Below are 21,068 nucleotides of genomic sequence, written 5' to 3' on the forward strand. Positions count from 1 at the left end.
ATGATATGGGGCGGGAACGCCAATGCGCACGGGTTCGCCTTGAAAAAATCAGACGGCGTGCGCCTGACCCAGCCCATCGGGATCGCGCAGCACATAGCCGCGCCCCCACACCGTTTCGATGTAATTGTCACCACCGGTGGCGGTGGACAGTTTCTTCCTGAGCTTGCAGATGAAGACGTCGATGATCTTCAATTCCGGCTCGTCGATGCCGCCATACAGGTGATTGAGGAATTGTTCCTTGGTCAGGGTCTGGCCCTTGCGCAAGCTCAGCAATTCCAGGATGCCGTATTCCTTGGCGGTCAGGTGCAGGGGCTCGCCGCCCACATCGACGGTGCGCTGGTCCAGGTTGACCGACAGCTTGCCGGTCTTGATCACCGATTGGGCATGGCCCTTGGAACGCCGGACGATGGCCTGGATACGGGCCACCAACTCGCCCTTGTCGAACGGCTTGGTCAGGTAATCGTCGGCGCCGAAGCCCAGGCCCTTGATCTTCTTATCCGGCTCGGTCAGTCCCGACAGGATCAGCACAGGGGTCTCGATGCGCGAGGCACGCAGCCGCCGCAGCACTTCATAACCGTCCATGTCCGGCAGCATCAGGTCCAGCAATATGATATCGTAATCATAGAGCTTGCCGATCTCGAGCCCATCTTCGCCCAAGGCCGTGGTGTCCACCACCATCCCCTCGGCCTTCAGCATGGTCTCGATGACCTGAGCCATCATCCGGTCGTCCTCGACCACCAGCACACGCATACCTGTTGTCCCCGTACCCACTTCTTGAGGATTAAGTAACCATACGGGGGTAAGCTGGCGACTGCAAGTCGCCAAGCACGTTCCCAGTCTGGATATCGCCTTGAAATTTCACGTCCGCAACGTCACCACCGACATCGAACGTCTGGCCGGCATCCAGGTTTATGGCCGGGTGGCTGGCGTCCAGGGCATGCTGATCGAGGCCGGCGGCGTACAAAGGCAGATTTCCGTCGGCGATCGCTGCCACGTGGTCGCCCGCGATGGTCGCCGGGTCCCGTGCGAGGCGGTGGGGTTCAGGAATGGCCGGGCGCTGCTGATGCCGTTCACCGCCATCGACGGCATCGGCCTGGGCTGCCGCACCGAAGTGCATGAATCCGAACCGGTGGTCCACCCCTCGGATGCCTGGCTGGGCCGGGTCATCAACGCCTTCGCCCAGCCGGTCGACGGGCTGGGGCCGCTGCCCTTGGGCGACAATCCCTATCCCATCCGCGCCACTCCGCCTTCCGCCCATTCGCGCCAACGTGTCGCCGGCAAGGTCGATCTGGGGGTGCGCGCCGTCAACTCCTTCCTGACCATGTGCCGGGGCCAGCGCATGGGCATCTTCGCCGGCTCCGGCGTCGGCAAGTCGTCCATCTTGTCGATGATGGCCAAGAACACCTCGTGCGATGTCTCCATCATCGGTCTGATCGGCGAACGCGGGCGCGAAGCGCGCGAGTTCATCGAGGACGATCTGGGCGAAGAGGGGATGAAGCGCTCGGTGGTGGTGGTCTCCACCTCGGACGAAAGTCCGCTGATGCGCCGTCAGGCCGCCTATCTGACCCTGTCGGTGGCGGAATATTTCCGCGACCAGGGTAAGGATGTGCTGTGCATGATGGATTCGGTCACCCGTTTCGCCATGGCCCAGCGCGAAATCTCGCTGTCGGCGGGCGAGCCGCCGGCGTCGAAAGGCTATACCCCCACCGTCTTCGCCGAATTGCCGCGCCTGCTGGAACGCGCCGGCCCCGGCACCGGCAAGGGCTCGATCACCGGTCTGTTCACTGTGCTGGTGGACGGCGACGACCACAACGAACCCATCTCGGACGCCGTGCGCGGCATCCTTGACGGCCACATCGTCTTGGATCGGGCCATCGCCGACCGTGGCCGCTATCCGGCGGTCAACATCCTGCGCAGCGTGTCGCGTACCATGCCCGGCTGCAACAACGAGCAGGAAAACGCCCTGGTCAGCCGCGCCCGCAAGCTCTTGGCGACCTACGAGGACATGGCCGAGCTGATCCGCCTGGGCGCCTATCGCAAGGGTACCGATCCGGCGGTGGACGAGGCCATTCATTACTACCCGATGATCGAAAAGCTGCTGACCCAGGGCAAGAAAGACGCCACCTCGTTGCGCGATTGCTATGCCCAACTGGCCCAGGTGCTGGGCATGCCGTTCGACGGCGACGGCATGGGCAAGCGCTAGACCATGGCCAAGCAAGCCAAGGGGCTGAAAACCCTGATCCGGCTGGCCAAGTTCGAGGTGGATGAAAAGCGCCGGGTGCTGACCGCCTTGCAGACTGAAGAAGAAAGAACCCTGCACGACATCCTGCAATCGGAAGTGCAACTGCGCAAGGAACAGGAACTGGCGGCGAGCGACGCCGTCGGCATCGGCTTCATGTATGGCGCCTATCACCGCGCCTGGATGGACGAGCGGCAAAAACTGTTCGCCCGTCTGGGCACCATCCGCCAGCAGATCGAATTGGCCCGCGACGAATTGGCCGAGGCCTTCCGCACCCAGAAAACCTATGAGGTCACCCAGGCCAATCGCGAAAAGCGCGAACAGGAAGAAGCCGACCGCAAGGAACAGAACTTCCTGGACGAGGTCGGCATGACCCAACATAGACGAAAGACCGAAGCGGCAAACGACTAGTTTTTCCGCACAGGCCATCCGGGTTAAGCTGCTTCCCATACGGGGAATGGGGGGCGGACGAATGAAACATGCGGCTTGGTTGGCTGTCGTCGTGATGACGGTCATAACGGGGATGGGGTTTGGAAGCGCTGTGGCGCGCGAGGTGACGGTGGCGGTGCCCCGTTCGGTCCCACCCTATGTCATCCCCGAGAACTGGAGCGGCATCGAATACGAGGTGGTCAAGCGGGCCCTGGCCCTGGCCGGTCACACCATGATCCCCAGACTGACCGTGCTGGCGCGACTGCCCAAGGAAATGCAGGCCAAGGAAATCGACGCCGCCATGACCATGCGGCCCGAAACCGGGGTGGTCGCGTGTTACAGCAACAGCCACGTCACCTATCGCAATTATGCCGTCAGTCTGGAAAAGAACGACGTGCGCGTGGGCTCCGTCGCCGACCTCGCTGACAAATCGGTGGTGGCGTTCCAGAACGCCCATGTCTATCTGGGCGAGGACTACGCCCGCGCCACCCAGAAAGCCGCCAGCTATCGCGAGGAAGCCAATCAGGTGGTGCAGGCGCTGCTGCTGTACAGCGACCGCATCCAGGTGGTGGTCGCCGATCACAACATCTTCCGCTGGTTCGCCGCCGAGGTGCGCGGCAAGGTGGACGTGACCCAGCGTCTGCGGCTGCACCCGATTTTCCCGCCCACCGATTATCAGATGGCGTTCCGCGATCCAGCGCTGTGCGCCGAGTTCAACCAAGGCCTTGCCCGGCTCAAGGAAAGCGGCGAATTCGACCGCATCGTCGCCCGCTATCTGTCGCAGATGGAAAACAATCTGGCCCAGGCGGTGAAATAAGGCGCAGCCAACCCGGCTTGTGCTATAGACCGGCGCATGAGTGAACCATCCTCCCTTCCCGTTCCCCAGCCCACCGGACTGACCGGCTATCTGGCGCCCGAGGGGTTCGAGGCCGAATTGCGGCATGAACTGGGCGATATCGCCCAGGAGCATGGCCGGCTGCTGCTGTCCCCCGGCCCGGCCAAGCCCGCCGCCTGGGCCCAGAATGTCTGGCACGATGTGCTTCGTATCCCCATCGCCTCCATCGGCGAAGGGGCGCGGGTGCTGAAATCCCTGCAGCGCAACTGGTGGCCCTATACCCCCGACCTGCACCGGCGCACGGCGCTGATGGTGGAGAAGCTGCCCAAGGTGTCGGCCAAGCCGCTCACTTTCGGCCAAGCAGCGCCGACCGCGCCGTTGGGGTCGTTCACGCTGTTGGATGAATACACGCTGTTGGCCGCGCCGCACTGTTCCTCGGCCTTTCCCAACGGCGAATGCGCTTTGATCGAGGACCGGGTCAATCCGCCCAGCCGCGCTTATCTGAAATTGTGGGATGCCTTCACCGTGCTGGGCTTTGGTCCCAAACCGGGTGAAACCTGCCTGGATTTGGGCGCCTGCCCCGGCGGCTGGACCTGGGTTCTGGCGTCCCTGGGCGCGCAGGTCATCGCCGTCGACAAGGCGCCGCTGGACCCCAAGGTGGCGGCCATGCCAGGGGTATCGATCCGCCAGGAAAGCGCCTTCGGTCTGGACCCCGCCAGCCTGGGGCCGGTGGATTGGCTGTTCTCCGACATCATCTGCTACCCCGAGCGCCTGTACCGGCTGGTGCAGAACTGGCGGGAAAAAGGGCAGGTCAAAAACTTCCTGTGCACCATCAAATTCCAGGGTGAAACCGACCACGCCACCGCCGCCGCTTTTGCCGCCATCCCCGGGTCACGGCTGCTGCATCTGTCCCATAACAAGCATGAACTGACCTGGGTCCTTCGTAAGGAGGAAAACTGAAGGCGATGTTGCCTCGCCGGCCCCGACGCGGTACACCATTTCGGGGACCGCATTAATCCAGGGTTTTTAAGCGCATGACCGCCATCACTCTTCCGCCGCCGGTGGACATCGACGGCAACACCAAGAAGGCCATCATCGACGGCCTGAAAAGGGTGCTGGCCCGGCTGCAACAAGCCAGCCTGATCGATCCGGACCTGAGCTATCAGGATCTGATCGCCCATCCGCAGCCGCTGGAACACTTCATCACCGTCTTCATCGCCCACCGCGACCAATGCGACGACATCGTCACCGCCAAGGACGGCCAGCCGGTCCGCGACGACGATAAGATGCTGGTGTGCAATGTCTCGTTGAACCAGATCCAGCAATTGCTGGTGCGCACCTGCGCCAAGAAGGTGTTCGAGGCGGAAAAGACCGAACAGACGGTCACCGAGACGGTGACCAAGAAGGCCCTGTTCGGCCTGATCAAGAAGACCGAGCAGGTGGAAGTCACCCGCATCGCCGCCGATCCCATCGAGGAACGCAAGGTGCGCGAGCTGATGCGCTATATCGCCTATGGCTGGCAATTGCCGCTGTTGGAAGCCTATCGCCAGCACCTGCATTACCAGCAGGTCATGGCCATCGAGGAAGACGTCCTGGCCCTGCGCACCGCCGATGCGGTGGCCACGGTCGGCAAGTTCAGCCCGGAAATCCTGACCAAGGTCAAGGCCGCCGCCGGCCCCGATTTCGTCGACATCCTGCTCAACCGGCCCCAGGCCATCGCCGGCGTCGCCGTGTGGAACCGCGAGATGTACGAGTTCTATCGCAAGCTTCTGGGCGATCACGCCTGGGATTTCTTCGCCCGCGACAAGAGCTTCTTCAACGTCGTCGCCGCGCTCGACAAGGCCAATGCCAAGGTCTACGGCGAGGTCCTGTGCTATATCGCCGCCGAGAACCTAGAGGAAATCCAGCGCCTCAACATCGACAAGGCCGAGGTTCTGGTGTCGTCGCTGCGCTCCGCCTTCGGCAACAAGGCGCCGGTGGTGTTGGGGCATCCCAATCTGGGCAAGGATATCCTGCGCAAGGTGGTCGACAACCTGCTGCACATGAGCCAGGAAAAGGACAAGCTGATGACGTCCTTCGCCCTGACCTGCAAAGCGATGGTCCCCACCGTCATGGAATGGCTGGCCAAGCAGCCGCGCGCCTGATGGCCGTTCAAAGCGCCGTCGGCATCGCCGGATTGGTGGCCATCGCCTGGCTGCTGTCGGAACAACGCCGGCTTGTGTCATGGCGGATCATCGCCGCCGGCCTGATCGTCCAGTTCCTGCTGGCGCTCTTGCTGCTGAAGTTTCCGCCGTCGCAAACCCTGTTCCTGGGGCTGACCCGGCTGGTCGATGCCGTGCAGGCGGCAACCATCGCCGGCACTTCCTTTGTGTTCGGCTATGTGGGCGGCGGTCGTTCGCCCTTCGCCGTCACCGACCCGGGCGCCGGTTTCGTCCTTGCCTTCCAGGCCTTGCCCCTGGTCCTGCTGATGAGCGCGCTGTCGGCGTTGCTTTATCACTGGCGTATCCTGCCCCTGGTGGTGAAGGCGTTTTCGCGTCTGCTCGAGCGCAGCATGGGCCTGGGCGGCGCCGTTGGCGTGTCGTCGGCGGCCAACGCTTTCGTCGGCATGGTCGAGGCGCCCTTGCTGATCCGCCCCTATCTGGCCCGGCTGTCGCGCGGCGAATTGTTCGTGGTGATGACCGGCGGCATGGCCACCATCGCCGGCACCATGATGGTGCTGTACGCCACCTTCCTGACCGGGGTCATCCCCGATCCCATCGGCCATCTGTTGACCGCCTCCCTGATCAGCGTCCCCGCCGCCATCATGGTGGCCAAGATCATGATCCCCGACGATACCCGCACCGGCGGCCAGGACGATCAGCCCATGGTCTATGCCAGCAGTATGGATGCGGTGGTTCGGGGCACCGCCGACGGCGTCGGCCTGCTCATCAACATCATCGCCATGCTGATCGTACTGGTGGCCCTGGTCGCCCTGGCCAACGGGCTGTTGGCGCTGTTGCCCGAAATAGCCGGGGCGCCGGTCACCTTGCAGCGGCTGATGGGGCTGGTCATGGCCCCCATCGTCTGGTTGATGGGCATTCCCGCCGCCGAGATGATGACCGCCGGCGCCTTGATGGGCACCAAGACGGTGCTGAACGAATTGCTGGCCTATGTGGATCTGGCCCATCTGCCGGCGGGCGCGTTGTCGGAACGCTCGCGCGTCATCATGACCTATGGGCTGTGCGGCTTCGCCAATTTCGGCTCGCTCGGCATCATGATCGCCGGTCTCGCCGCCATGGCGCCCGAGCGCCGCGACGACATCGTCGCCTTGGGCGGACGCAGCATCATTTCCGGCACCTTGGCGTCGTGCCTGACCGGCGCCGTGGTCGGTATTCTGATATGACCGATTATCCATCCGTCACAATTGTTTTCCGTACGTTTACAAGCCGGCGTCGATGCGTCATCTTCATCGAACCATGAATGGCAGCGCACAACTCAAACGGCTCCTCGTCATCGAGGACAATCCAGGCGACCAGCGCCTCATCGAGATCAAACTCGCTGAGGCCATGCCGGGTTGGAAAGCCGATTGCCGCGCCACTCTGGCTGATGGCATCGCCATGGCCATCAGTACCGATTATACCTGCATCCTGGCTGATCTGGGCCTGCCCGACGCCGCCGGCCTGACCTCGGTGCTGCGGCTGACGGAAGCCGCCCCCGACAAGGCGCTGGTGGTGCTGACCGGATTGGATGACGAACGGGTGGCGCAAGACGCCATCCGCGCCGGCGCCCAGGATTACGTGGTCAAGTCGCTGGCCGGCCTCGACATGCTGCCCCGCGTCATCCGCCACGCCATCGAACGCCAGCAATCGCGCACGGCGCTGGAACTGTCGCACCAGACGGCGCAAGCGCTGCTGGACGCCAGCCACGACATGGCCATGCTGCTGGACGAAGACGGCCACATCATCACCTTGAACGCCCAAGCCGCCGAGGCCTTCGGCCGCCGCTCGGAAGAGCTGGAAGGCATGGACGTTTTCACCCTGATGCCGCCCGATCTGGCCGACCGCCGCCGCGCCTTCTTCGCCAAGGCGCTGGAATCGGGCCGCACCATCCAGTCCGAGGACAATGACGGCCCGCGCTGGTTCACCCATCGCTTCCTGGCGGTGGGGGCCGAGGGCGCGGCGCGGCGCTGTGCCATCTTCTCGCGCGACATTTCGGGCGAACGGGCAGCGGCGGCCAATCTGGAAGCGGCCAAGGAAGAGGCCGAGTTGGCCAACCGGTCGAAGACCGAGTTCATGGGCCGCATGAGCCGCGATATCCGCACGCCCCTGAATGACGTCATCGGCTTCTCCGAGATGATCGCCACCGAGATGCTGGGGCCGCTGGCCCCCTCGGGCTATCGCGAATACGGTGAAACCATCCTGGCCTCGGGCTCGCAGATCCTGAAGATGCTGGACCGCATCACCGACGTCTCCATGCTGGAATCGGCGCTGTTGAAGGACCAATCGTCCTATCGCGATCTGGTCGAGCTGTCGCCCGACTTGATCTGCGTCTGCGTCGACGGCGCCATCGAGCGCATCAACGCCGCCGGCCTGGGCCTGCTGCGCGCGCCTGCCGCCAGCGCCTGCGAGGGCAAGCCCTTCGTCGATTTCATCCACCCCGATTATCGCGGTCTGTTCGACATGGGCATCGAAGCCCTGTACGAGGAAGACCATCCGGTCCCGGTCAAGGTGGTGACCTTCGCCGGGCGGGTGCGCGACGTGGAAATCAACGCCGTCCCCCTGCGCCGCGACGGCCACACCGCTGCTCTTCTGGTCGGACGCGATACCACCGAGGTGACGGCGGCCATGCGGGCGGTGGCGGCGCGTGAACATCGCATCCGCGCCATCATGGACACCGTCTTGGACGGCATCGTCACCATCGACGAGGACGGCCTGATCGTCTCGGCCAATCTGTCGGTGGAACGTATCTTCGGTTATCCGCTGTCGGAACTGATCGGCGCCAATGTGTCGATCCTGATGCCCGAACCCGATGCCGGTCGTCATGACAGCTATATCAAGAACTACCTGCAAGGCCAGGGTGGCGGTCTGATCGGCTCGGGGCGCGAGGTGATGGCCCGGCGCAAGGACGGCTCGCTGTTCCCGGTGCATCTGTCGGTGTCGGAACTCAGGCTCGACAAGCGCCGTCTGTTCACCGGCACCATCCGCGATCTGACCGAAAACAAGCAATTGGCCCAGCGGGTGGCCTATCTCGCCAATCACGATTCGCTCACCGACCTGCCCAACCGCACGCTGCTGTGCGACCGCCTGGGCCAAGCGCTGGCGGCGGCGCGTGGCACCGGCCAGCATGTGGCGGTGATGACCATCGACCTTGCCGGCTTCACCATGATCAACGATTCCCTGGGCCATGACGTCGGCAACGGCGTGCTGCGCGAGACGGCGCGGCGGCTGGCCCAATGGGTGAGCTTGCATAACGGCACCGCCGCCCGGCTGGCCGGCGATGAATTCGCCGTCATCCTGCCCGGCTTGCGTGATCTGGCCGGAGTCAGCGCCGGCACCGAGCAGGTGCTGGAGATGCTGAACCGGCCCATGACCGTCGGCGGCAGCGATCTGGCCCTGCCGGTGGATATCGGCGTCTCGGTGTTCCCGCGCGACGGCGACGAGCCGTTGGACCTGCTGCGCAACGCCGAGATGGCGCTGCATCAGGTGAAGAAGCGCGAGGATCAGCGCCTGGGTTTCTTCGACACCGCCATGTCCTATGCGGTATCGGAACGCCTGACCCTGGAGCGCTCGTTGAAAGAGGCGCTGAAGGCCGGCCAGTTCGAGCTGTTCTATCAGCCGCAGGTGCGGCTGTCGGATTATGCCCTGATCGGGGCCGAGGCGCTGATCCGCTGGCGCCATCCTGAGCTGGGCACCATCGCGCCGGACAAGTTTATCCCCGTCGCCGAGGAAACCGGCCTGATCGTGCCCTTGGGTCGCTGGGTGTTGGAGCAGGCCTGCCGTCAGCTCAATCTGTGGCAGCACCAGGGGCTGACCCAGGTGCGCATGGGCGTCAACATCTCGGGCCGCCAGTTCCGCGAGGTCGATCTGGCCGAAACCGTGGCCGAGGTCATTCGCGGCAGCGGCATTGATGCCCGCCTGCTTGACCTGGAACTGACCGAAAGCATGTTGATGGCCGATGGCGAAAGCACGCTCAGGGTGCTGCGCCGACTGGCCGATCTGGGGGTGACCCTGTCCATCGACGATTTCGGCACCGGCTATTCCAGCCTGGCCTATCTGAAGCGTTTCCCGGTCCATACCGTCAAGATCGACCGCGCCTTCGTCCGCGATCTCGATCATGACGAGGATGGCCGCACCATCGCCAAGGCCATCGTATCCTTGGCCCATTCGCTGAATTTGAAAACCATCGCCGAAGGTGTGGAAACCGAAGCCCAGGCTTCGCTGTTGCTGCATCACGGCTGCGATGAAATCCAGGGCTATCTGATCGGTCGCCCCATGCCGGTGGCGGATTTCGCCGTCTTTGCCGCCGGCTATGACGGATCGTCCTGGGCTAAAGGGGGGAAAGCATGAGCGGCACCGTGGTCATCGTCGAAGACAACGCCATGAACATGAAGCTGTTGGATCAGGCGCTGACGATCGCCGGCTATCGCACGGTCAAGTCTCCCGACGGGGAAAACCTGGTGGAGCTGACCGCCGACGGCGCCCAGGTGGTGCTGATGGACATCCAATTGCCCAAACGTTCGGGCGTCGATCTGCTGAAGGAATTGCGCGACGATCCGCGCACCCGCACCATCCCGGTGCTGGCGGTGACCGCCTTCGCCGATCCGGAATCGGTCAGCGGCTTCTTGTCGGAAGGTTTCAACCAAGTCATCACCAAACCCATCTCCGTGCGCAAGCTGCTCGACGAAGTCGAGCGCTATTGCAGCGAAACGCGGGATTGAGTGTGGAGGAATTGGTGACGAGGTCGGGCCTTTAGAGGGTCGCCCTCGGCTGGGCGTGGCGTCGCGTGGACCGCCCGCCGTTTCCGATTCAGTTTCCCCGCAGATCGCCGGCGATTTGGCGACCGCGGCTTAATTGGCGGGCGCTCATACCCTTGGCCAGTTTGTCGCGGGCATCCTCGGCGTCCTTCAGCCCGGCGCTGGCGGCAAGTTCATAATTGACCCAGGCGCGCACCGGATCGGGGGCGAACAGGCCTTGGCCGCTGGCGGCCAGATCGGCCAGCAATTTCATGGCATGGGGTTCGCCGGCGATGGCCGCCGCCGATAGCCAGCGCATGGCCTGGCCCAGATCGAAGGGCAGGTCGCGCCCGCCCAGATAGGCCTCACCCAGCATCAAGGCGGCTTGCGGGTGGCCGCGCAAGGCGGCCTTGGTCAGCCAATATTCACCATGGATCATGCCGGGACGCATGATGTCGATCCAGCGGTCGGTGCCGGCGGCCTGCTCGGCGGCGTCGCGGGTGGGATACAGACGGTCGCGTTCGGTGTTGTCCTTTTCGCGGCCGATATCCTTGAACAGCAGACGCCACGCCGCCGGCTCGGCCAGCAGCATGCTGCCCAGGCGGAACTGGGCCTCCACATTGCCGGCGATGGCGGCGATGCGGTACCAGCGCTGGGCCTTGGCGTGGTCGACCACCATGCCTTCGCCGAACTCATAGATGCGCCCCAGGGCCAAGATGGCACGGGTGTTGTCCTGGGCGGCCATCTGTTCCAGCCAGCGCACACCGGCGGGGCCGCCGATGGACTCGGTCTGCCCATCCAGATAAAGCGTCAGAAAGCGCTGGCGCGCCTCGGCATCGCCTAAATCACCGGCGCGATACCACCACTCGGCCGCCGCCGCCGGGTCGCGCTTGCCGAACCAGCCCTGCTCGTGTCCGTTGGCCAGCAGGATGGCGGCCTGGGGCGTGCCGTTGCTGGCGGCCAAGGCCAGCCATTGGGCCGCCTCGGTCGGGTTCTTCTTGATGCCCTTGCCACCATTCAGCAGGCTTTGGCCCAGTTCCAGTTGGGCGGCGACGTCGCCCTCGGCGGCCTGTTGGGCCAGACTGGGTTTGGCCGGGGTGACAGCCTTGGCGGCGGGGGCCGATTTGGCGGCCGGCTTGCCTTGCGCCATGGCCTGACCGGCAAAGGCGGCGGCGATCACGGCGGCGATGACGGCAATCCTCATTTAGGCGGCGCTTTCATGGTAACACGATGGGTCGGGGGCGCATGATTCCACAGCCCCCGATAACTGTAAATGAGCCTATGCGCCGAATGTGTCGATCATGTGGGCGAGTTTGAGATCCAACTGGCTGAGACCGCCACACTCATGGGTGGATAAGGTAATGATGACCCGGTTGTAGACGTTGCTCCATTCCGGGTGATAATCCAGCTTTTCGGCCGCCAGGGCGACGCGACTGATGAAGCCGAAGGCCTGGGAAAAATCCTTGAATTTGAAATCCTTGGTGATGGCATCTCGGCCAGGGGAGGGGGCCCATCCGGACAAATCGGCCAGGGCTTGGGTTCGTTCTTCCGCAGTCAGGCGTTGGGGCATGGTGCATCCTGTCTATGATCACCCCATTTTTAATGGGCACCCTTCACGCCCGCTTCAAGGCGAGGTAAGCTGAGGTCATGTCAAGAGTGATCCCCCCGCACACGGTTCCGCCCAGCCAGGCCGACCTGGAAACCATCGCCCACGCCGCCTTCGCCGAGATCCCCGAGGAGCTGCGCGTCTATGCCGCCGACGTGGTCATCCGCGTCGACGACTTTCCCGACGAGGACACCGAGCAGGAAATGGGGCTGGAAACCCCCTTCGACCTGCTGGGTTTGTATCGGGGGGTGTCCTTGCCGCTGCAAAGCTTTTCCGAATTCGGGCCGCGCAACGACGTCGACCAGATCTATCTGTATCGCCGCCCCATTTTGGATTACTGGTGCGAAACCGGCGAGGATCTGACCAGCTTGGTCAAGCATGTGCTGATCCATGAGATCGGCCACCATTTCGGCTTCAGCGACGACGACATGGAACGCATCGAGGACGAAGCCTGATGCTGCAATCGCCCTTGTCGCCAGAGCTCTTGTTCACCGTCTGCGATCCGCAATCGTTGCCGTTTGACAGCACTGACGACCTGGGGGATGCCGATGACGCGGTCGGACAGGAACGGGCGGTCGAGGCCATCCGTTTCGCCGTCGGCATGCGCCACCGTGGTTTCAACCTGTTCGCCCTGGGGCCGGAAGGTACCGGGCGGCGCTCGCTGGTGATGCGGCTGCTGTCGCGGCAGGCGGCAGAACGGGCGGCGCCCGGCGATTGGGTCTATGTCAACGATTTCGACCAGAACCAGCGGCCCAAGGTCTTGTCCTTGCCGGCGGGGCGCGCCAGTGGGCTGAAGAAGGACATGGATTGGCTGGTGGGGGAATTGGGCCAGGCCCTACCTGCCGCCTTCGAGGCCGAGGAATACCGCAACCGCCGGCAAGCCATCGAAGACGAGTTGAAGGAACGGCAGGAAACCGCCTTCGGCACCGTCGCCCATGAGGCCGGGGAAAGCAGCGTGGCGCTGATCCGCACTCCCGTCGGTCTGGCCCTGGCGCCGATGAAGGACGGCGAGGTACTGTCGCCGGACGAGTTCAAGAAGCTGCCCGACGATTCCCAGGATCGCTTCAAGGCCGACATGGCGGCGTTGCAGGAAAAGCTGGAAGCGACCATCAAGCAGGTACCCAAATGGGAGCGCGAAACCCGGGCCCGCCTGCGTGCCCTGGATCACGACGTGGTCGCCTTCGCCATCGACCATCTGCTGGAAGAACTGACCGCCAAATACACCGATCTGCCGCAGGTGCAGACTTATTTGCAGGCGGTGTCGGCGGATGTCGCCGCCAATGTGGGCGACTTTCTGGGCGAGGATGAGCGGTCGAAGATACGCCGTGCCCTGGGGGGGGATTCATTCCGCCGCTACCGCGTCAACGTGCTGGTGGACAATGCCCAGGCCCAGGGCGCGCCGGTGGTCTATGAGGATTATCCGACCCAGCCCAATCTGATCGGTCGGGTCGAGCATCTGGCCCAGTACGGTGCCCTGATCACCGATTTCAACCTGATCCGCGCCGGTTCGCTGCACAAGGCCAATGGCGGCTTCCTGGTCATGGATGCGCGCAAGCTGTTGATGAACCCGTTCGCCTGGGAAGACCTGAAACGGGCGCTGAAGGCGCGCGAAATTCGCATCGAAAGCCCCGGCCAGTCCATGGGGCTGTTCTCCACCTTCAGCCTGGAGCCCGAGCCCATCCCCTTGGATATCAAGGTGGTGCTGATCGGCGACCCCATGCTGTATTACCTGCTGTCCCACCATGACCCGGAATTTTCCGAGTTGTTCAAGGTGGCCGCCGATTTCGATTGGCGCATGGACCGTTCGCCCCGGGCGGTGCTGGAATTGTCGCGCTCGGTGGCGGCTCTGGTGCGCAAGGAAGGCCTGTTACCGCTTGATCGCAGCGGCATGGCCCGGGTGATCGAGCAGGCTTCGCGTCTGGTCGAGGATGCGGAGAAACTGTCCACCCACATGGCCTCGCTGGCCGATCTGGTGCGCGAGGCCGATCATTGGGCTCATGCCGCCAGTGCCAGACAAATCGCCGCCGCCCATGTGCAGCAAGCCATCGATGCCGCCATCCGTCGCCAGGACCGGGTGCGTGAAAACGTGCAGGAGGAAATCCAGCGCGGCATCATCCACGTCGCCACCGATGGCGCCGAAATCGGCCAGATCAATGCCTTGGCGGTGCTGCAACTGGGTAATTTCGCCTTTGGTCATCCCGTCCGCATCACCGCGCGCATCCATGCCGGCAAGGGCGACGTCATCGACATCGAGCGCGAGGTCGATCTGGGCGGACCGTTGCACGGCAAGGGCGTGCTGATCCTGTCGGGCTTCTTGGCCGCCCGTTTCGGTGCGCACGAGCCGCTGTCGCTGTCGGCGTCGCTGGTGTTCGAGCAATCCTATGGCGGCATCGACGGCGATTCCGCCTCGTCCACCGAATTGTACGTGCTGCTGTCGGCGCTGGCCGATCTGCCCATCCGCCAGGATCTGGCGGTGACCGGTTCGGTTGACCAGTTCGGACGGGTGCAGGCCATCGGCGGCGTCAACGAAAAGATCGAAGGCTTCTTCGACCTGTGCGCGGCGCGCGGCCTGAGCGGCAGCCAGGGGGTGCTGATTCCGGCCAGCAACGTCGCCCATCTGATGCTGCGCGCTGATGTGGTCGAGGCCTGCCGCCAGGGCCGCTTCGCCATTTATGCCATCGACCATGTGGATCAGGGCATCGAAGTGCTGACCGGAGTGCCGGCGGGCGAGGCCGATGCCCAGGGCCGCTACCCCACCGGCACCGTCAACCGCAAGGTCCAGGCCCGTTTGGCCGCCTTCGCCAGCCGCGCCGCCCTGCGTCTGGTGCCCGAGCGGGACAAGAAGCCCGAGACGGAATAGCACTGTTGCGCAGACGCAACGCTTGGATTCATTTGACTCGGATTCGCAATCAAGGCCTTTGCAGCGGGCCTGGGGACATTATATGAGTCCCTGACAAATGTTGCATTGCCGAAAGCCGATGATCCGTAGCACTGCCGCCTTGATGTTGTGTCTGCTCGCCGCCACCCCCGCATGGGGTGGTGATGCTGTGCGTCCGCGTCTGGTCCCTGGCGGCAATTCGCCGGCACTCCCCAGCTTGGCCGATGAAAATCGGGTGGCGGTCTATTCCTTGGGCGGATTCAGCCTGGGCACGCTGTCGGCCCCGGCCGCCTCCACCCCCGGACTGTCTCTTGCCGGGGGTGACGGCATGGTGGTGGGCGGCTACACCGCCTATTCCGGTGATTGGTTGCGTCTGTCGACCTCGTTGGTCTCGGGCGGTGGTGTCGGCACCGCCGATTTCACCGCCAGCCAGATGGTTTCGCCCTTGGGCGTCGATGGCATCGCCGCCCTGTCCTTGGGCTATCAATGGACCCAGTCGGGCGCCTTCAGCCTGAATCCGGCGCAGATGGGGGTATCGGTGGGCTCTTTGGGCGCCGCCAACGATCTGTCGTTGTCGCTGTCCTTCACCCACGACGTCACCCCGTCGTTTTCCATGGGCGGCTTCGCCGCCGCCAGCCGGGGCGAGGACGAGGCCAGCAAGGTCAATTCCGGCCTGCATTTCGGCGCAGGGCTCGAGCTGAAGTTCTGATCTTCCCCAAACGATGCCTTTCTGGGCGGCTTCCGCCCCTGGGGCTTCTCATTGTCCCCAAACAAAAACCCCGCCGGATGCATCCGGCGGGGTTTCGTTGATCAGCGAGGATCGGATGGGTGTCAGGCGACGCCCATCTTCTTCTTCAGGTTTTCGTCCAGCTTGTCCAGGAACTGGGTGGTGGTCAGCCAGGGCTGATCGGGGCCGATCAGGATGGCCAGATCCTTGGTCATGAAGCCGGCTTCCACCGTCTCGACGCAGACTTCCTCCAAGGCGGTGGCGAACTTGGCCACCTCGGGAGTGTTGTCGAACTGGGCGCGGTACAGCAAGCCGCGGGTCCAGGCGAAGATCGAGGCGATGGGGTTGGTCGAGGTTTCCTTGCCCTTCTGGTGCTCGCGGTAGTGACGGGTCACGGTACCGTGGGCGGCTTCGGCCTCGACGGTCTTGCCATCGGGGGACAGCAGGACCGAGGTCATCAGGCCCAACGAGCCGAAGCCCTGGGCGACGGTGTCGGACTGGACGTCGCCGTCATAGTTCTTGCAGGCCCAGACGAATTCACCCGACCACTTCAGGGCCGACGCGACCATGTCGTCGATCAGGCGGTGTTCGTAGGTCATGCCGTACTTGTCGAACTCGGCCTTGAATTCCTTCTCGTACACTTCCTGGAAGATGTCCTTGAAGCGACCGTCATAGGCCTTGAGAATGGTGTTCTTGGTCGACAGGTAGACCGGCCACTTCTTGGCCAGGCCGTAATTCATGCAGGCGCGGGCGAAACCACGGATGGATTCATCCAGGTTGTACATGCCCATGGCAACGCCCGAGCTGGGGAAGTTGAACACTTCGTGTTCGATGACCTGACCGTCCTCGCCGACGAACTTCATGGTCAGGATGCCGGGGCCGGGCACCTTGAAATCGGTGGCGCGATACTGGTCGCCGAAAGCATGACGACCGATGACGATGGGCTTGGTCCAGCCGGGAACCAGGCGCGGCACGTTCTGGCAGATGATCGGCTCGCGGAACACGGTGCCGTCAAGGATGTTGCGGATGGTGCCGTTGGGCGACTTCCACATCTTCTTGAGGTTGAATTCCTTCACGCGCGCTTCATCGGGGGTGATGGTGGCGCACTTGACGCCGACGCCGTACTTCTTGATGGCTTCGGCGGCATCGATGGTGACTTGGTCATTGGTTTCGTCGCGGTACTCGACGCCCAGGTCGTAGTACTTCAGATCCACGTCCAGATAGGGCAGGATCAGCTTGTCCTTAATGAACTTCCAGATGATGCGGGTCATCTCGTCGCCGTCGAGCTCGACGATGGGATTGGCGACCTTGATCTTATTCATCGACGTGTTCCCCGTGTTGACGGTATTGGCAAAATTCCGCTGGGGTGCGCCTCACGTCATGCGGAGACCTGACAAACCCCGGACAGCGGGGGCACGATAGCATTCCCGACCACGAACGCAAGCGGCAAAAACTACACCTATGGATGGGAAACGGGCAGGGCGGGTAATTCGGTATCGATTTTCCGTAACCTGAAATTTCGACAACCCGTGATATTGTCACAGACGCCCCCGAGGCTTGGGAGTAAGCCCTGGGGACGAAGATCAATCGGACGGAGGACTTTTTCCATGCGTTTCATCCCCAAGGCCATGACCGCCGCCGCTTTGGCCGTCGCCGTGATCGGCTTTGCCGCCCCCGCTTCGGCCCAGCAGAAGCCGGAGGAAACCTTGAAGATGCGCCAAGGTCTGTTCCAGGCGGTGCGCATGAATTTCGGCCCCATCGGCGCCTTCGCCCAGGGCAAGGGCGATCTGCCCGCCGATGCCGCCGCCAAGGCCGAGAACGTGGCCGCTTTGGCCCGCATGCTGCCCATGGCCTTCGGCAAGGGTTCGGAAGCATTGTCGGGCAGCAACACCAAGGCCGAGGCTTTCACCTCCGCCGATTTCCTCAAGGGCTTCCCGATGATGGAGGAAGCGGCCGTGAAGCTGGCCGCCGCCGCCAAGTCGGGTGATGCCGAGGCCATCAAGGCCGCCGTCGGTGGCGTTGGCAAGACCTGCAAGGGCTGTCACGACACCTTCCGCAAGGAATAGAACTGAACCGCCGTCTTGGCGTATGATCGGCTCCGCGTTTCGACGCGGAGCCTTTTTTATTGGGGGGCGCATGCGTTTTGTCCTGACGCTGGTTTTCTTGGTGCTCTCGGCCTTGCCCGCCCAGGCGTTGGACCCGGCCTCCACCGGGGTGGTCCTGCTGCATGGCAAGTGGAGCAAGCCCGAGCAGATGAAGCCGGTGCAGCAAAGTTTGGGCGCCGCCGGCTTTACCGTCGTCGTCCCTCAGATGCCGTGGTCGGCGATGCGGCTGTATGACCGCTCGTTCGATCAGGCCATGGACGAGATCGACGCGGCGGTTGCCGGTCTGCGTGCCAATGGGGCCAAGCGGGTGGTGATTGTCGGGCAAAGCATGGGCGCCAACGCCGCCTGGAACTATGCCACCTTGGGACGCGGTTTGGCGGCTGTGGTGCTGATCGCCCCCGGTCATCTACCCGATCTCGGCCATCTGCGTGACAGTGCAGCCGCCGATGTGGTTCAGGCACGGCAAATGCTGGCATCCGGCGATGGGGATAAGGTGATGCCGATCACCGATTACAATACCGGAAATCGCACCCGCTCCCTGTCCATGCCGGCCGGGGTGTTCCTGTCCTATTTCGCCCCCGACGGTCCTGCCGCCATGGGGGAAAGGGCAGGGCAAATCCGCGAGCGGAATATATTGTGGCTGGCGCCCAAGCAGGATCCGATCACCAGGATATTCGCCGAGCAGGTGGCGCCCAAACTGCCCGCCGCTATCGTCTTTAGCCGACAGGACATGGATAGCGACCATCTGGGGGCGCCCGCCGCCGCCGCCGAACCGTTGACGCAATGGCTGCTGGCGCTGGGGGATTAAACGCCGGCGCCTCCGGCTGATTCATTAAAACGCCGGCGCCTCCGGCTAATTCATTAAAACGCCGGCGCCTCCGGCTAATTCGTTAAAACGCCGGCGCCTCCGGCGCCAGGGCCAACCCTCCCCAAACCACCAGACAAGCCACCGCCAGGGCGGCCAAGGCCAGCAGCGGATGACGGAAGCGGATGCCTTCGACCCCCTCGGGCGCCTGCTTTTCACCGGTGATCATGGCCCGGACCAGATCGTCCTTCTTCACCAGACGATAAAACAGCACCGCCGCCAGATGCACGGCGATGAAGGCCAGCAGCAGCTTGAAGCCGATGCGGTGCAGCGACGACAGCAGGGCCACGTCCTTGGATGACAGCAGATGGGCCAGCGGGCCTTGGCTTAAGATGTCGTCGCTGGTGAACAGGCCGGTGACGCCCTGAACCAGCACCAAGGTCAGCAGGGCCAGCACGCTGAAAGCCCCCAACGGGTTGTGACCGACCGAGCGCACGGCGCCGTTGCGGGCGGCGGTCAGATAGGCCAGAACTGATTTGGGGCCGCGGACGAAATGGCTGAAGCGGGCGGTTTCACTGCCGATCACCCCCCAGATCAGGCGGAACAGGATCAATGCGATCACCGCCGGGCCGACCAGCATGTGGATCAACAACTGTCCAAGCTCACCGCTTACTCCCATCACGATGATCAGCAGCACCAGAGCCCAGTGGAACAGCCGGGTGGGCAGATCCCAGACTTTGACGCGGCGGATGGGGGGGGATGGGCGCATGCTTTGTCTCCTGATGTCGTCGGCTGATTTTTCCGTGTTGGTTGTCTGCGGTCAATGAATGATCCAGCACGTCGCCCATGCCCATCGGCCATAACCATCGTCCAGGATGCTTGCTCTGGGGGGCGCGAGGCGCTACGCTTTCCCCGATTCCCTGAAGCCACCCTGGCGGATGCCTCTTTGACCCGACCCGTATTCATTTCCCTGATCGGACTGGCCGCTGCGCTGCTGGCCGTGTTGTTGGCCCTGACCCTGGGCAAAGATGACGACGGCAAGGCCGTGGCCACCGTGGGCGGAACCAATGCCCCCGCCGTCAGCGGCGACGCTGCGGCCAACGACCCCAGCTTCGACGTGGTCCGCATCGGCGAGCGCGGCGATGCCGTTCTGGCTGGCCGGGCCGTGCCCAAGGCCGAGGTGGTCATTCTCGACGGTGGGGTCGAAATCGGTCGGACCATCGCCGATGGTCGGGGTGAGTGGGTGTTCGTGCCCAGCACTCCCATGGCCTCCGGTGCGCGCCAGTTGACCTTGCGGGCTCACAATCCCGATGGTTCGGTGACCAATTCCGGCGCCCCGGTGGTGTTGGTGGTCCCTGATCGTCCGGGGGAGCAGATTCTGGCGTTCAAGCCGCTGCCTGGAGGTGGCGCCAAGTTGTTGATCGGTCCGCCCTTGGGCGAGGGCGGTATCTCCATCGACATCGTCGAGGCTGACAACAAGGGGCGCCTGTTCATCGGTGGGCGCGGTCCCGCCGGCGGCAAGGTTCATGTCTATCTGGGCAATGCTTTCGTCGGCGCCGCTACCGTCGAAAGCGACGGTACCTGGAAGGTGACCGCCACCCTGCCGAAGGGTGACAACATCACCGTGCGGGCCGATCTGGTCGATGCCAAGGGCAAGGTGCTGGCGCGGGTGGAAATGCCGGTGGCCGCGCAAGGCGAACTGAAAGCCGCATCCGACACGGCGGTGGTGGTGTCGGCGGGCAATTCGTTGTGGCGCATCGCCCGGCGTATCTATGGCTCGGGTGAGGCCTACACCATTATTTATAAGGCCAATAAGGACAACATCCGCGATCCCGACCTGATCTATCCCGGTCAGGTGTTCCAGTTGCCCAAGCGTTAACGCGCCGGAAACTCAGCGTCGGGTGGGAGCGGGTAATGCCTTGCGCCGCCATTCCGGGCGCAGCGCCGGCTGGCCCGGCTTGGCCGGTGCCATGGGCGGACGCAGGTAAAGCGCGACCAAATCCAGATAAGGTGTGGCCGGAATGATCAGCATGGCCACCGTGCTGATCAGCTTGGTGGCGGTGACCGGTCGGTCGATTTCCACCTCGGTGCCCAGGACCAGGCGGCCTTGGGCGACGCGGAAGCGGGATTTCAGCGCATCGTTGGCAGCGCCCATGATCTGGTTGAGACCGGCCCGCGCCGCCGGCGATTCGGCGGAAAACGGCATGGGGCCGACATCGCCGACCACCCGCAGATGGCCGTGATCGTCCTTTTCCTCGTAGCGGATGGCGAAGCGGATGTCATGGAAGGTGAAGTCGAACTGAAAGACGCCGCCCGGATTGATGGGCAGAGCTTCCAGGGCTTCCATATCCAGGGGCAGGCACATGCCGCCGATGATCAGATGTTTAGGATCGGGCATTGGGACTTTGACTGTTTCACGGACCGGCGTTGACGGTAGCACGTCCCGATTCCGGATAAAACCGCCATAAGCCTATTAACGGCGGCTGTTCGCACGTTTACAATGCGCAGCCATC

Annotated in this window: 20 protein-coding genes; 14 read left to right on the forward strand and 6 right to left on the reverse strand. The window is 63.6% G+C overall.

The annotated features are described in order from the left end of the window. Positions 1–48: 48 nt before the first annotated feature. The gene (ctrA, locus tag MGMSRV2_RS20025) at positions 49–750 is read right to left on the reverse strand and encodes a response regulator transcription factor CtrA (RefSeq protein WP_024082208.1); all 702 of its coding nucleotides are present in this window, start codon (positions 748–750) and stop codon (positions 49–51) included. Between the two features lie 100 nt (positions 751–850). Between ctrA and fliI the strand changes: the two genes are divergently transcribed. The 8 genes from fliI (at position 851) to MGMSRV2_RS20065 (ending at position 10,419) form a co-directional block, all read left to right on the forward strand. Next, the gene (fliI, locus tag MGMSRV2_RS20030) at positions 851–2,203 is read left to right on the forward strand and encodes a flagellar protein export ATPase FliI (RefSeq protein ID WP_024082209.1); all 1,353 of its coding nucleotides are present in this window, start codon (positions 851–853) and stop codon (positions 2,201–2,203) included. Between the two features lie 3 nt (positions 2,204–2,206). Further along, positions 2,207–2,650, forward strand: a complete 444-nt coding sequence (locus MGMSRV2_RS20035; RefSeq protein WP_024082210.1) for a flagellar export protein FliJ — start codon at positions 2,207–2,209, stop codon at positions 2,648–2,650. 130 nt (positions 2,651–2,780) lie between these two features. Continuing rightward, the gene (locus tag MGMSRV2_RS20040) at positions 2,781–3,485 is read left to right on the forward strand and encodes a substrate-binding periplasmic protein (protein WP_158497794.1); all 705 of its coding nucleotides are present in this window, start codon (positions 2,781–2,783) and stop codon (positions 3,483–3,485) included. Positions 3,486–3,521: 36 nt separating this feature from the next. Continuing rightward, positions 3,522–4,463 (forward strand): SAM-dependent methyltransferase, encoded by a 942-nt coding sequence (locus MGMSRV2_RS20045; protein WP_024082212.1) that lies wholly within the window; start codon positions 3,522–3,524, stop codon positions 4,461–4,463. A 74-nt stretch (positions 4,464–4,537) separates the two neighbouring features. Next, positions 4,538–5,647: a hypothetical protein gene (locus MGMSRV2_RS20050; RefSeq protein ID WP_024082213.1), complete on the forward strand. Its 1,110-nt coding sequence runs from the start codon at positions 4,538–4,540 to the stop codon at positions 5,645–5,647. Then, positions 5,647–6,885 (forward strand): NupC/NupG family nucleoside CNT transporter, encoded by a 1,239-nt coding sequence (locus MGMSRV2_RS20055; protein WP_024082214.1) that lies wholly within the window; start codon positions 5,647–5,649, stop codon positions 6,883–6,885. Before MGMSRV2_RS20050 ends, MGMSRV2_RS20055 begins: the two co-directional genes overlap by 1 nt. A 52-nt stretch (positions 6,886–6,937) precedes the next feature. Continuing rightward, the gene (locus MGMSRV2_RS20060) at positions 6,938–10,048 is read left to right on the forward strand and encodes an EAL domain-containing protein (RefSeq protein WP_052589051.1); all 3,111 of its coding nucleotides are present in this window, start codon (positions 6,938–6,940) and stop codon (positions 10,046–10,048) included. Further along, positions 10,045–10,419, forward strand: a complete 375-nt coding sequence (locus MGMSRV2_RS20065) for a response regulator (RefSeq protein ID WP_024082216.1) — start codon at positions 10,045–10,047, stop codon at positions 10,417–10,419. The genes MGMSRV2_RS20060 and MGMSRV2_RS20065 overlap by 4 nt, the downstream gene beginning before the upstream one ends. Before the next feature lie 88 nt (positions 10,420–10,507). Here MGMSRV2_RS20065 and MGMSRV2_RS20070 read toward each other — a convergent pair whose 3' ends face one another. Both MGMSRV2_RS20070 and MGMSRV2_RS20075 read right to left on the reverse strand, forming a co-directional pair. Next, on the reverse strand, positions 10,508–11,638 hold the full coding sequence (locus tag MGMSRV2_RS20070) for a tetratricopeptide repeat protein (RefSeq protein WP_024082217.1): 1,131 nt from the start codon (positions 11,636–11,638) through the stop codon (positions 10,508–10,510). A gap of 75 nt (positions 11,639–11,713) precedes the next feature. After that, positions 11,714–12,004 (reverse strand): 4a-hydroxytetrahydrobiopterin dehydratase, encoded by a 291-nt coding sequence (locus MGMSRV2_RS20075; protein WP_024082218.1) that lies wholly within the window; start codon positions 12,002–12,004, stop codon positions 11,714–11,716. A gap of 77 nt (positions 12,005–12,081) precedes the next feature. Here MGMSRV2_RS20075 and MGMSRV2_RS20080 point away from each other — a divergent pair, with 77 nt between their 5' ends. From MGMSRV2_RS20080 to MGMSRV2_RS20090, 3 genes are all read left to right on the forward strand, one after another. Further along, positions 12,082–12,495, forward strand: coding sequence for a metallopeptidase family protein (locus MGMSRV2_RS20080; protein ID WP_024082219.1), 414 nt, complete (start codon positions 12,082–12,084; stop codon positions 12,493–12,495). Further along, a complete protein-coding gene (locus tag MGMSRV2_RS20085) occupies positions 12,495–14,900 on the forward strand; it encodes a Lon protease family protein (protein WP_024082220.1) in 2,406 nt (801 codons plus the stop codon). The genes MGMSRV2_RS20080 and MGMSRV2_RS20085 overlap by 1 nt, the downstream gene beginning before the upstream one ends. A gap of 118 nt (positions 14,901–15,018) precedes the next feature. After that, a complete protein-coding gene (locus MGMSRV2_RS20090) occupies positions 15,019–15,627 on the forward strand; it encodes a hypothetical protein (protein ID WP_052589052.1) in 609 nt (202 codons plus the stop codon). Positions 15,628–15,749: 122 nt separating this feature from the next. Here the strand turns inward: MGMSRV2_RS20090 and MGMSRV2_RS20095 are convergent, their stop codons facing one another. Beyond that, on the reverse strand, positions 15,750–16,967 hold the full coding sequence (locus MGMSRV2_RS20095; RefSeq protein ID WP_024082222.1) for an NADP-dependent isocitrate dehydrogenase: 1,218 nt from the start codon (positions 16,965–16,967) through the stop codon (positions 15,750–15,752). A 285-nt stretch (positions 16,968–17,252) separates the two neighbouring features. Between MGMSRV2_RS20095 and MGMSRV2_RS20100 the strand changes: the two genes are divergently transcribed. Then, complete coding sequence (locus MGMSRV2_RS20100; protein WP_024082223.1) at positions 17,253–17,711, forward strand: c-type cytochrome; 459 nt, start codon at positions 17,253–17,255, stop codon at positions 17,709–17,711. 70 nt (positions 17,712–17,781) lie between these two features. Further along, positions 17,782–18,558, forward strand: coding sequence for an alpha/beta fold hydrolase (locus MGMSRV2_RS20105; RefSeq protein WP_024082224.1), 777 nt, complete (start codon positions 17,782–17,784; stop codon positions 18,556–18,558). A gap of 82 nt (positions 18,559–18,640) precedes the next feature. On the opposite strand, the gene MGMSRV2_RS20110 is transcribed toward MGMSRV2_RS20105, so the two are convergent. Continuing rightward, positions 18,641–19,324: a cytochrome b/b6 domain-containing protein gene (locus tag MGMSRV2_RS20110; RefSeq protein WP_024082225.1), complete on the reverse strand. Its 684-nt coding sequence runs from the start codon at positions 19,322–19,324 to the stop codon at positions 18,641–18,643. Positions 19,325–19,501: 177 nt separating this feature from the next. Between MGMSRV2_RS20110 and MGMSRV2_RS20115 the strand changes: the two genes are divergently transcribed. Continuing rightward, a complete protein-coding gene (locus tag MGMSRV2_RS20115) occupies positions 19,502–20,434 on the forward strand; it encodes a LysM peptidoglycan-binding domain-containing protein (protein WP_024082226.1) in 933 nt (310 codons plus the stop codon). Between the two features lie 12 nt (positions 20,435–20,446). On the opposite strand, the gene MGMSRV2_RS20120 is transcribed toward MGMSRV2_RS20115, so the two are convergent. Then, positions 20,447–20,953: a type III secretion system chaperone family protein gene (locus MGMSRV2_RS20120; RefSeq protein ID WP_024082227.1), complete on the reverse strand. Its 507-nt coding sequence runs from the start codon at positions 20,951–20,953 to the stop codon at positions 20,447–20,449. Positions 20,954–21,068 lie beyond the last annotated feature (115 nt).

The sequence above is a fragment of the Magnetospirillum gryphiswaldense MSR-1 v2 genome (assembly GCF_000513295.1).
Lineage (GTDB): Bacteria > Pseudomonadota > Alphaproteobacteria > Rhodospirillales > Magnetospirillaceae > Magnetospirillum > Magnetospirillum gryphiswaldense.

Excerpts from the sequence above, each read along its gene's own strand:
- ctrA (WP_024082208.1), bottom strand. The coding sequence starts at position 750 with ATGCGTGTGCTGGTGGTCGAGGACGACCGGATGATGGCTCAGGTCATC.
- MGMSRV2_RS20035 (WP_024082210.1), top strand. The coding sequence starts at position 2,207 with ATGGCCAAGCAAGCCAAGGGGCTGAAAACCCTGATCCGGCTGGCCAAG.
- MGMSRV2_RS20045 (WP_024082212.1), top strand. The coding sequence starts at position 3,522 with ATGAGTGAACCATCCTCCCTTCCCGTTCCCCAGCCCACCGGACTGACC.
- MGMSRV2_RS20050 (WP_024082213.1), top strand. The coding sequence starts at position 4,538 with ATGACCGCCATCACTCTTCCGCCGCCGGTGGACATCGACGGCAACACC.
- MGMSRV2_RS20055 (WP_024082214.1), top strand. The coding sequence starts at position 5,647 with ATGGCCGTTCAAAGCGCCGTCGGCATCGCCGGATTGGTGGCCATCGCC.
- MGMSRV2_RS20060 (WP_052589051.1), top strand. The coding sequence starts at position 6,938 with ATGCGTCATCTTCATCGAACCATGAATGGCAGCGCACAACTCAAACGG.
- MGMSRV2_RS20065 (WP_024082216.1), top strand. The coding sequence starts at position 10,045 with ATGAGCGGCACCGTGGTCATCGTCGAAGACAACGCCATGAACATGAAG.
- MGMSRV2_RS20070 (WP_024082217.1), bottom strand. The coding sequence starts at position 11,638 with ATGAGGATTGCCGTCATCGCCGCCGTGATCGCCGCCGCCTTTGCCGGT.
- MGMSRV2_RS20075 (WP_024082218.1), bottom strand. The coding sequence starts at position 12,004 with ATGCCCCAACGCCTGACTGCGGAAGAACGAACCCAAGCCCTGGCCGAT.
- MGMSRV2_RS20080 (WP_024082219.1), top strand. The coding sequence starts at position 12,082 with ATGTCAAGAGTGATCCCCCCGCACACGGTTCCGCCCAGCCAGGCCGAC.
- MGMSRV2_RS20085 (WP_024082220.1), top strand. The coding sequence starts at position 12,495 with ATGCTGCAATCGCCCTTGTCGCCAGAGCTCTTGTTCACCGTCTGCGAT.
- MGMSRV2_RS20090 (WP_052589052.1), top strand. The coding sequence starts at position 15,019 with ATGATCCGTAGCACTGCCGCCTTGATGTTGTGTCTGCTCGCCGCCACC.
- MGMSRV2_RS20095 (WP_024082222.1), bottom strand. The coding sequence starts at position 16,967 with ATGAATAAGATCAAGGTCGCCAATCCCATCGTCGAGCTCGACGGCGAC.
- MGMSRV2_RS20100 (WP_024082223.1), top strand. The coding sequence starts at position 17,253 with ATGCGTTTCATCCCCAAGGCCATGACCGCCGCCGCTTTGGCCGTCGCC.
- MGMSRV2_RS20105 (WP_024082224.1), top strand. The coding sequence starts at position 17,782 with ATGCGTTTTGTCCTGACGCTGGTTTTCTTGGTGCTCTCGGCCTTGCCC.
- MGMSRV2_RS20110 (WP_024082225.1), bottom strand. The coding sequence starts at position 19,324 with ATGCGCCCATCCCCCCCCATCCGCCGCGTCAAAGTCTGGGATCTGCCC.
- MGMSRV2_RS20120 (WP_024082227.1), bottom strand. The coding sequence starts at position 20,953 with ATGCCCGATCCTAAACATCTGATCATCGGCGGCATGTGCCTGCCCCTG.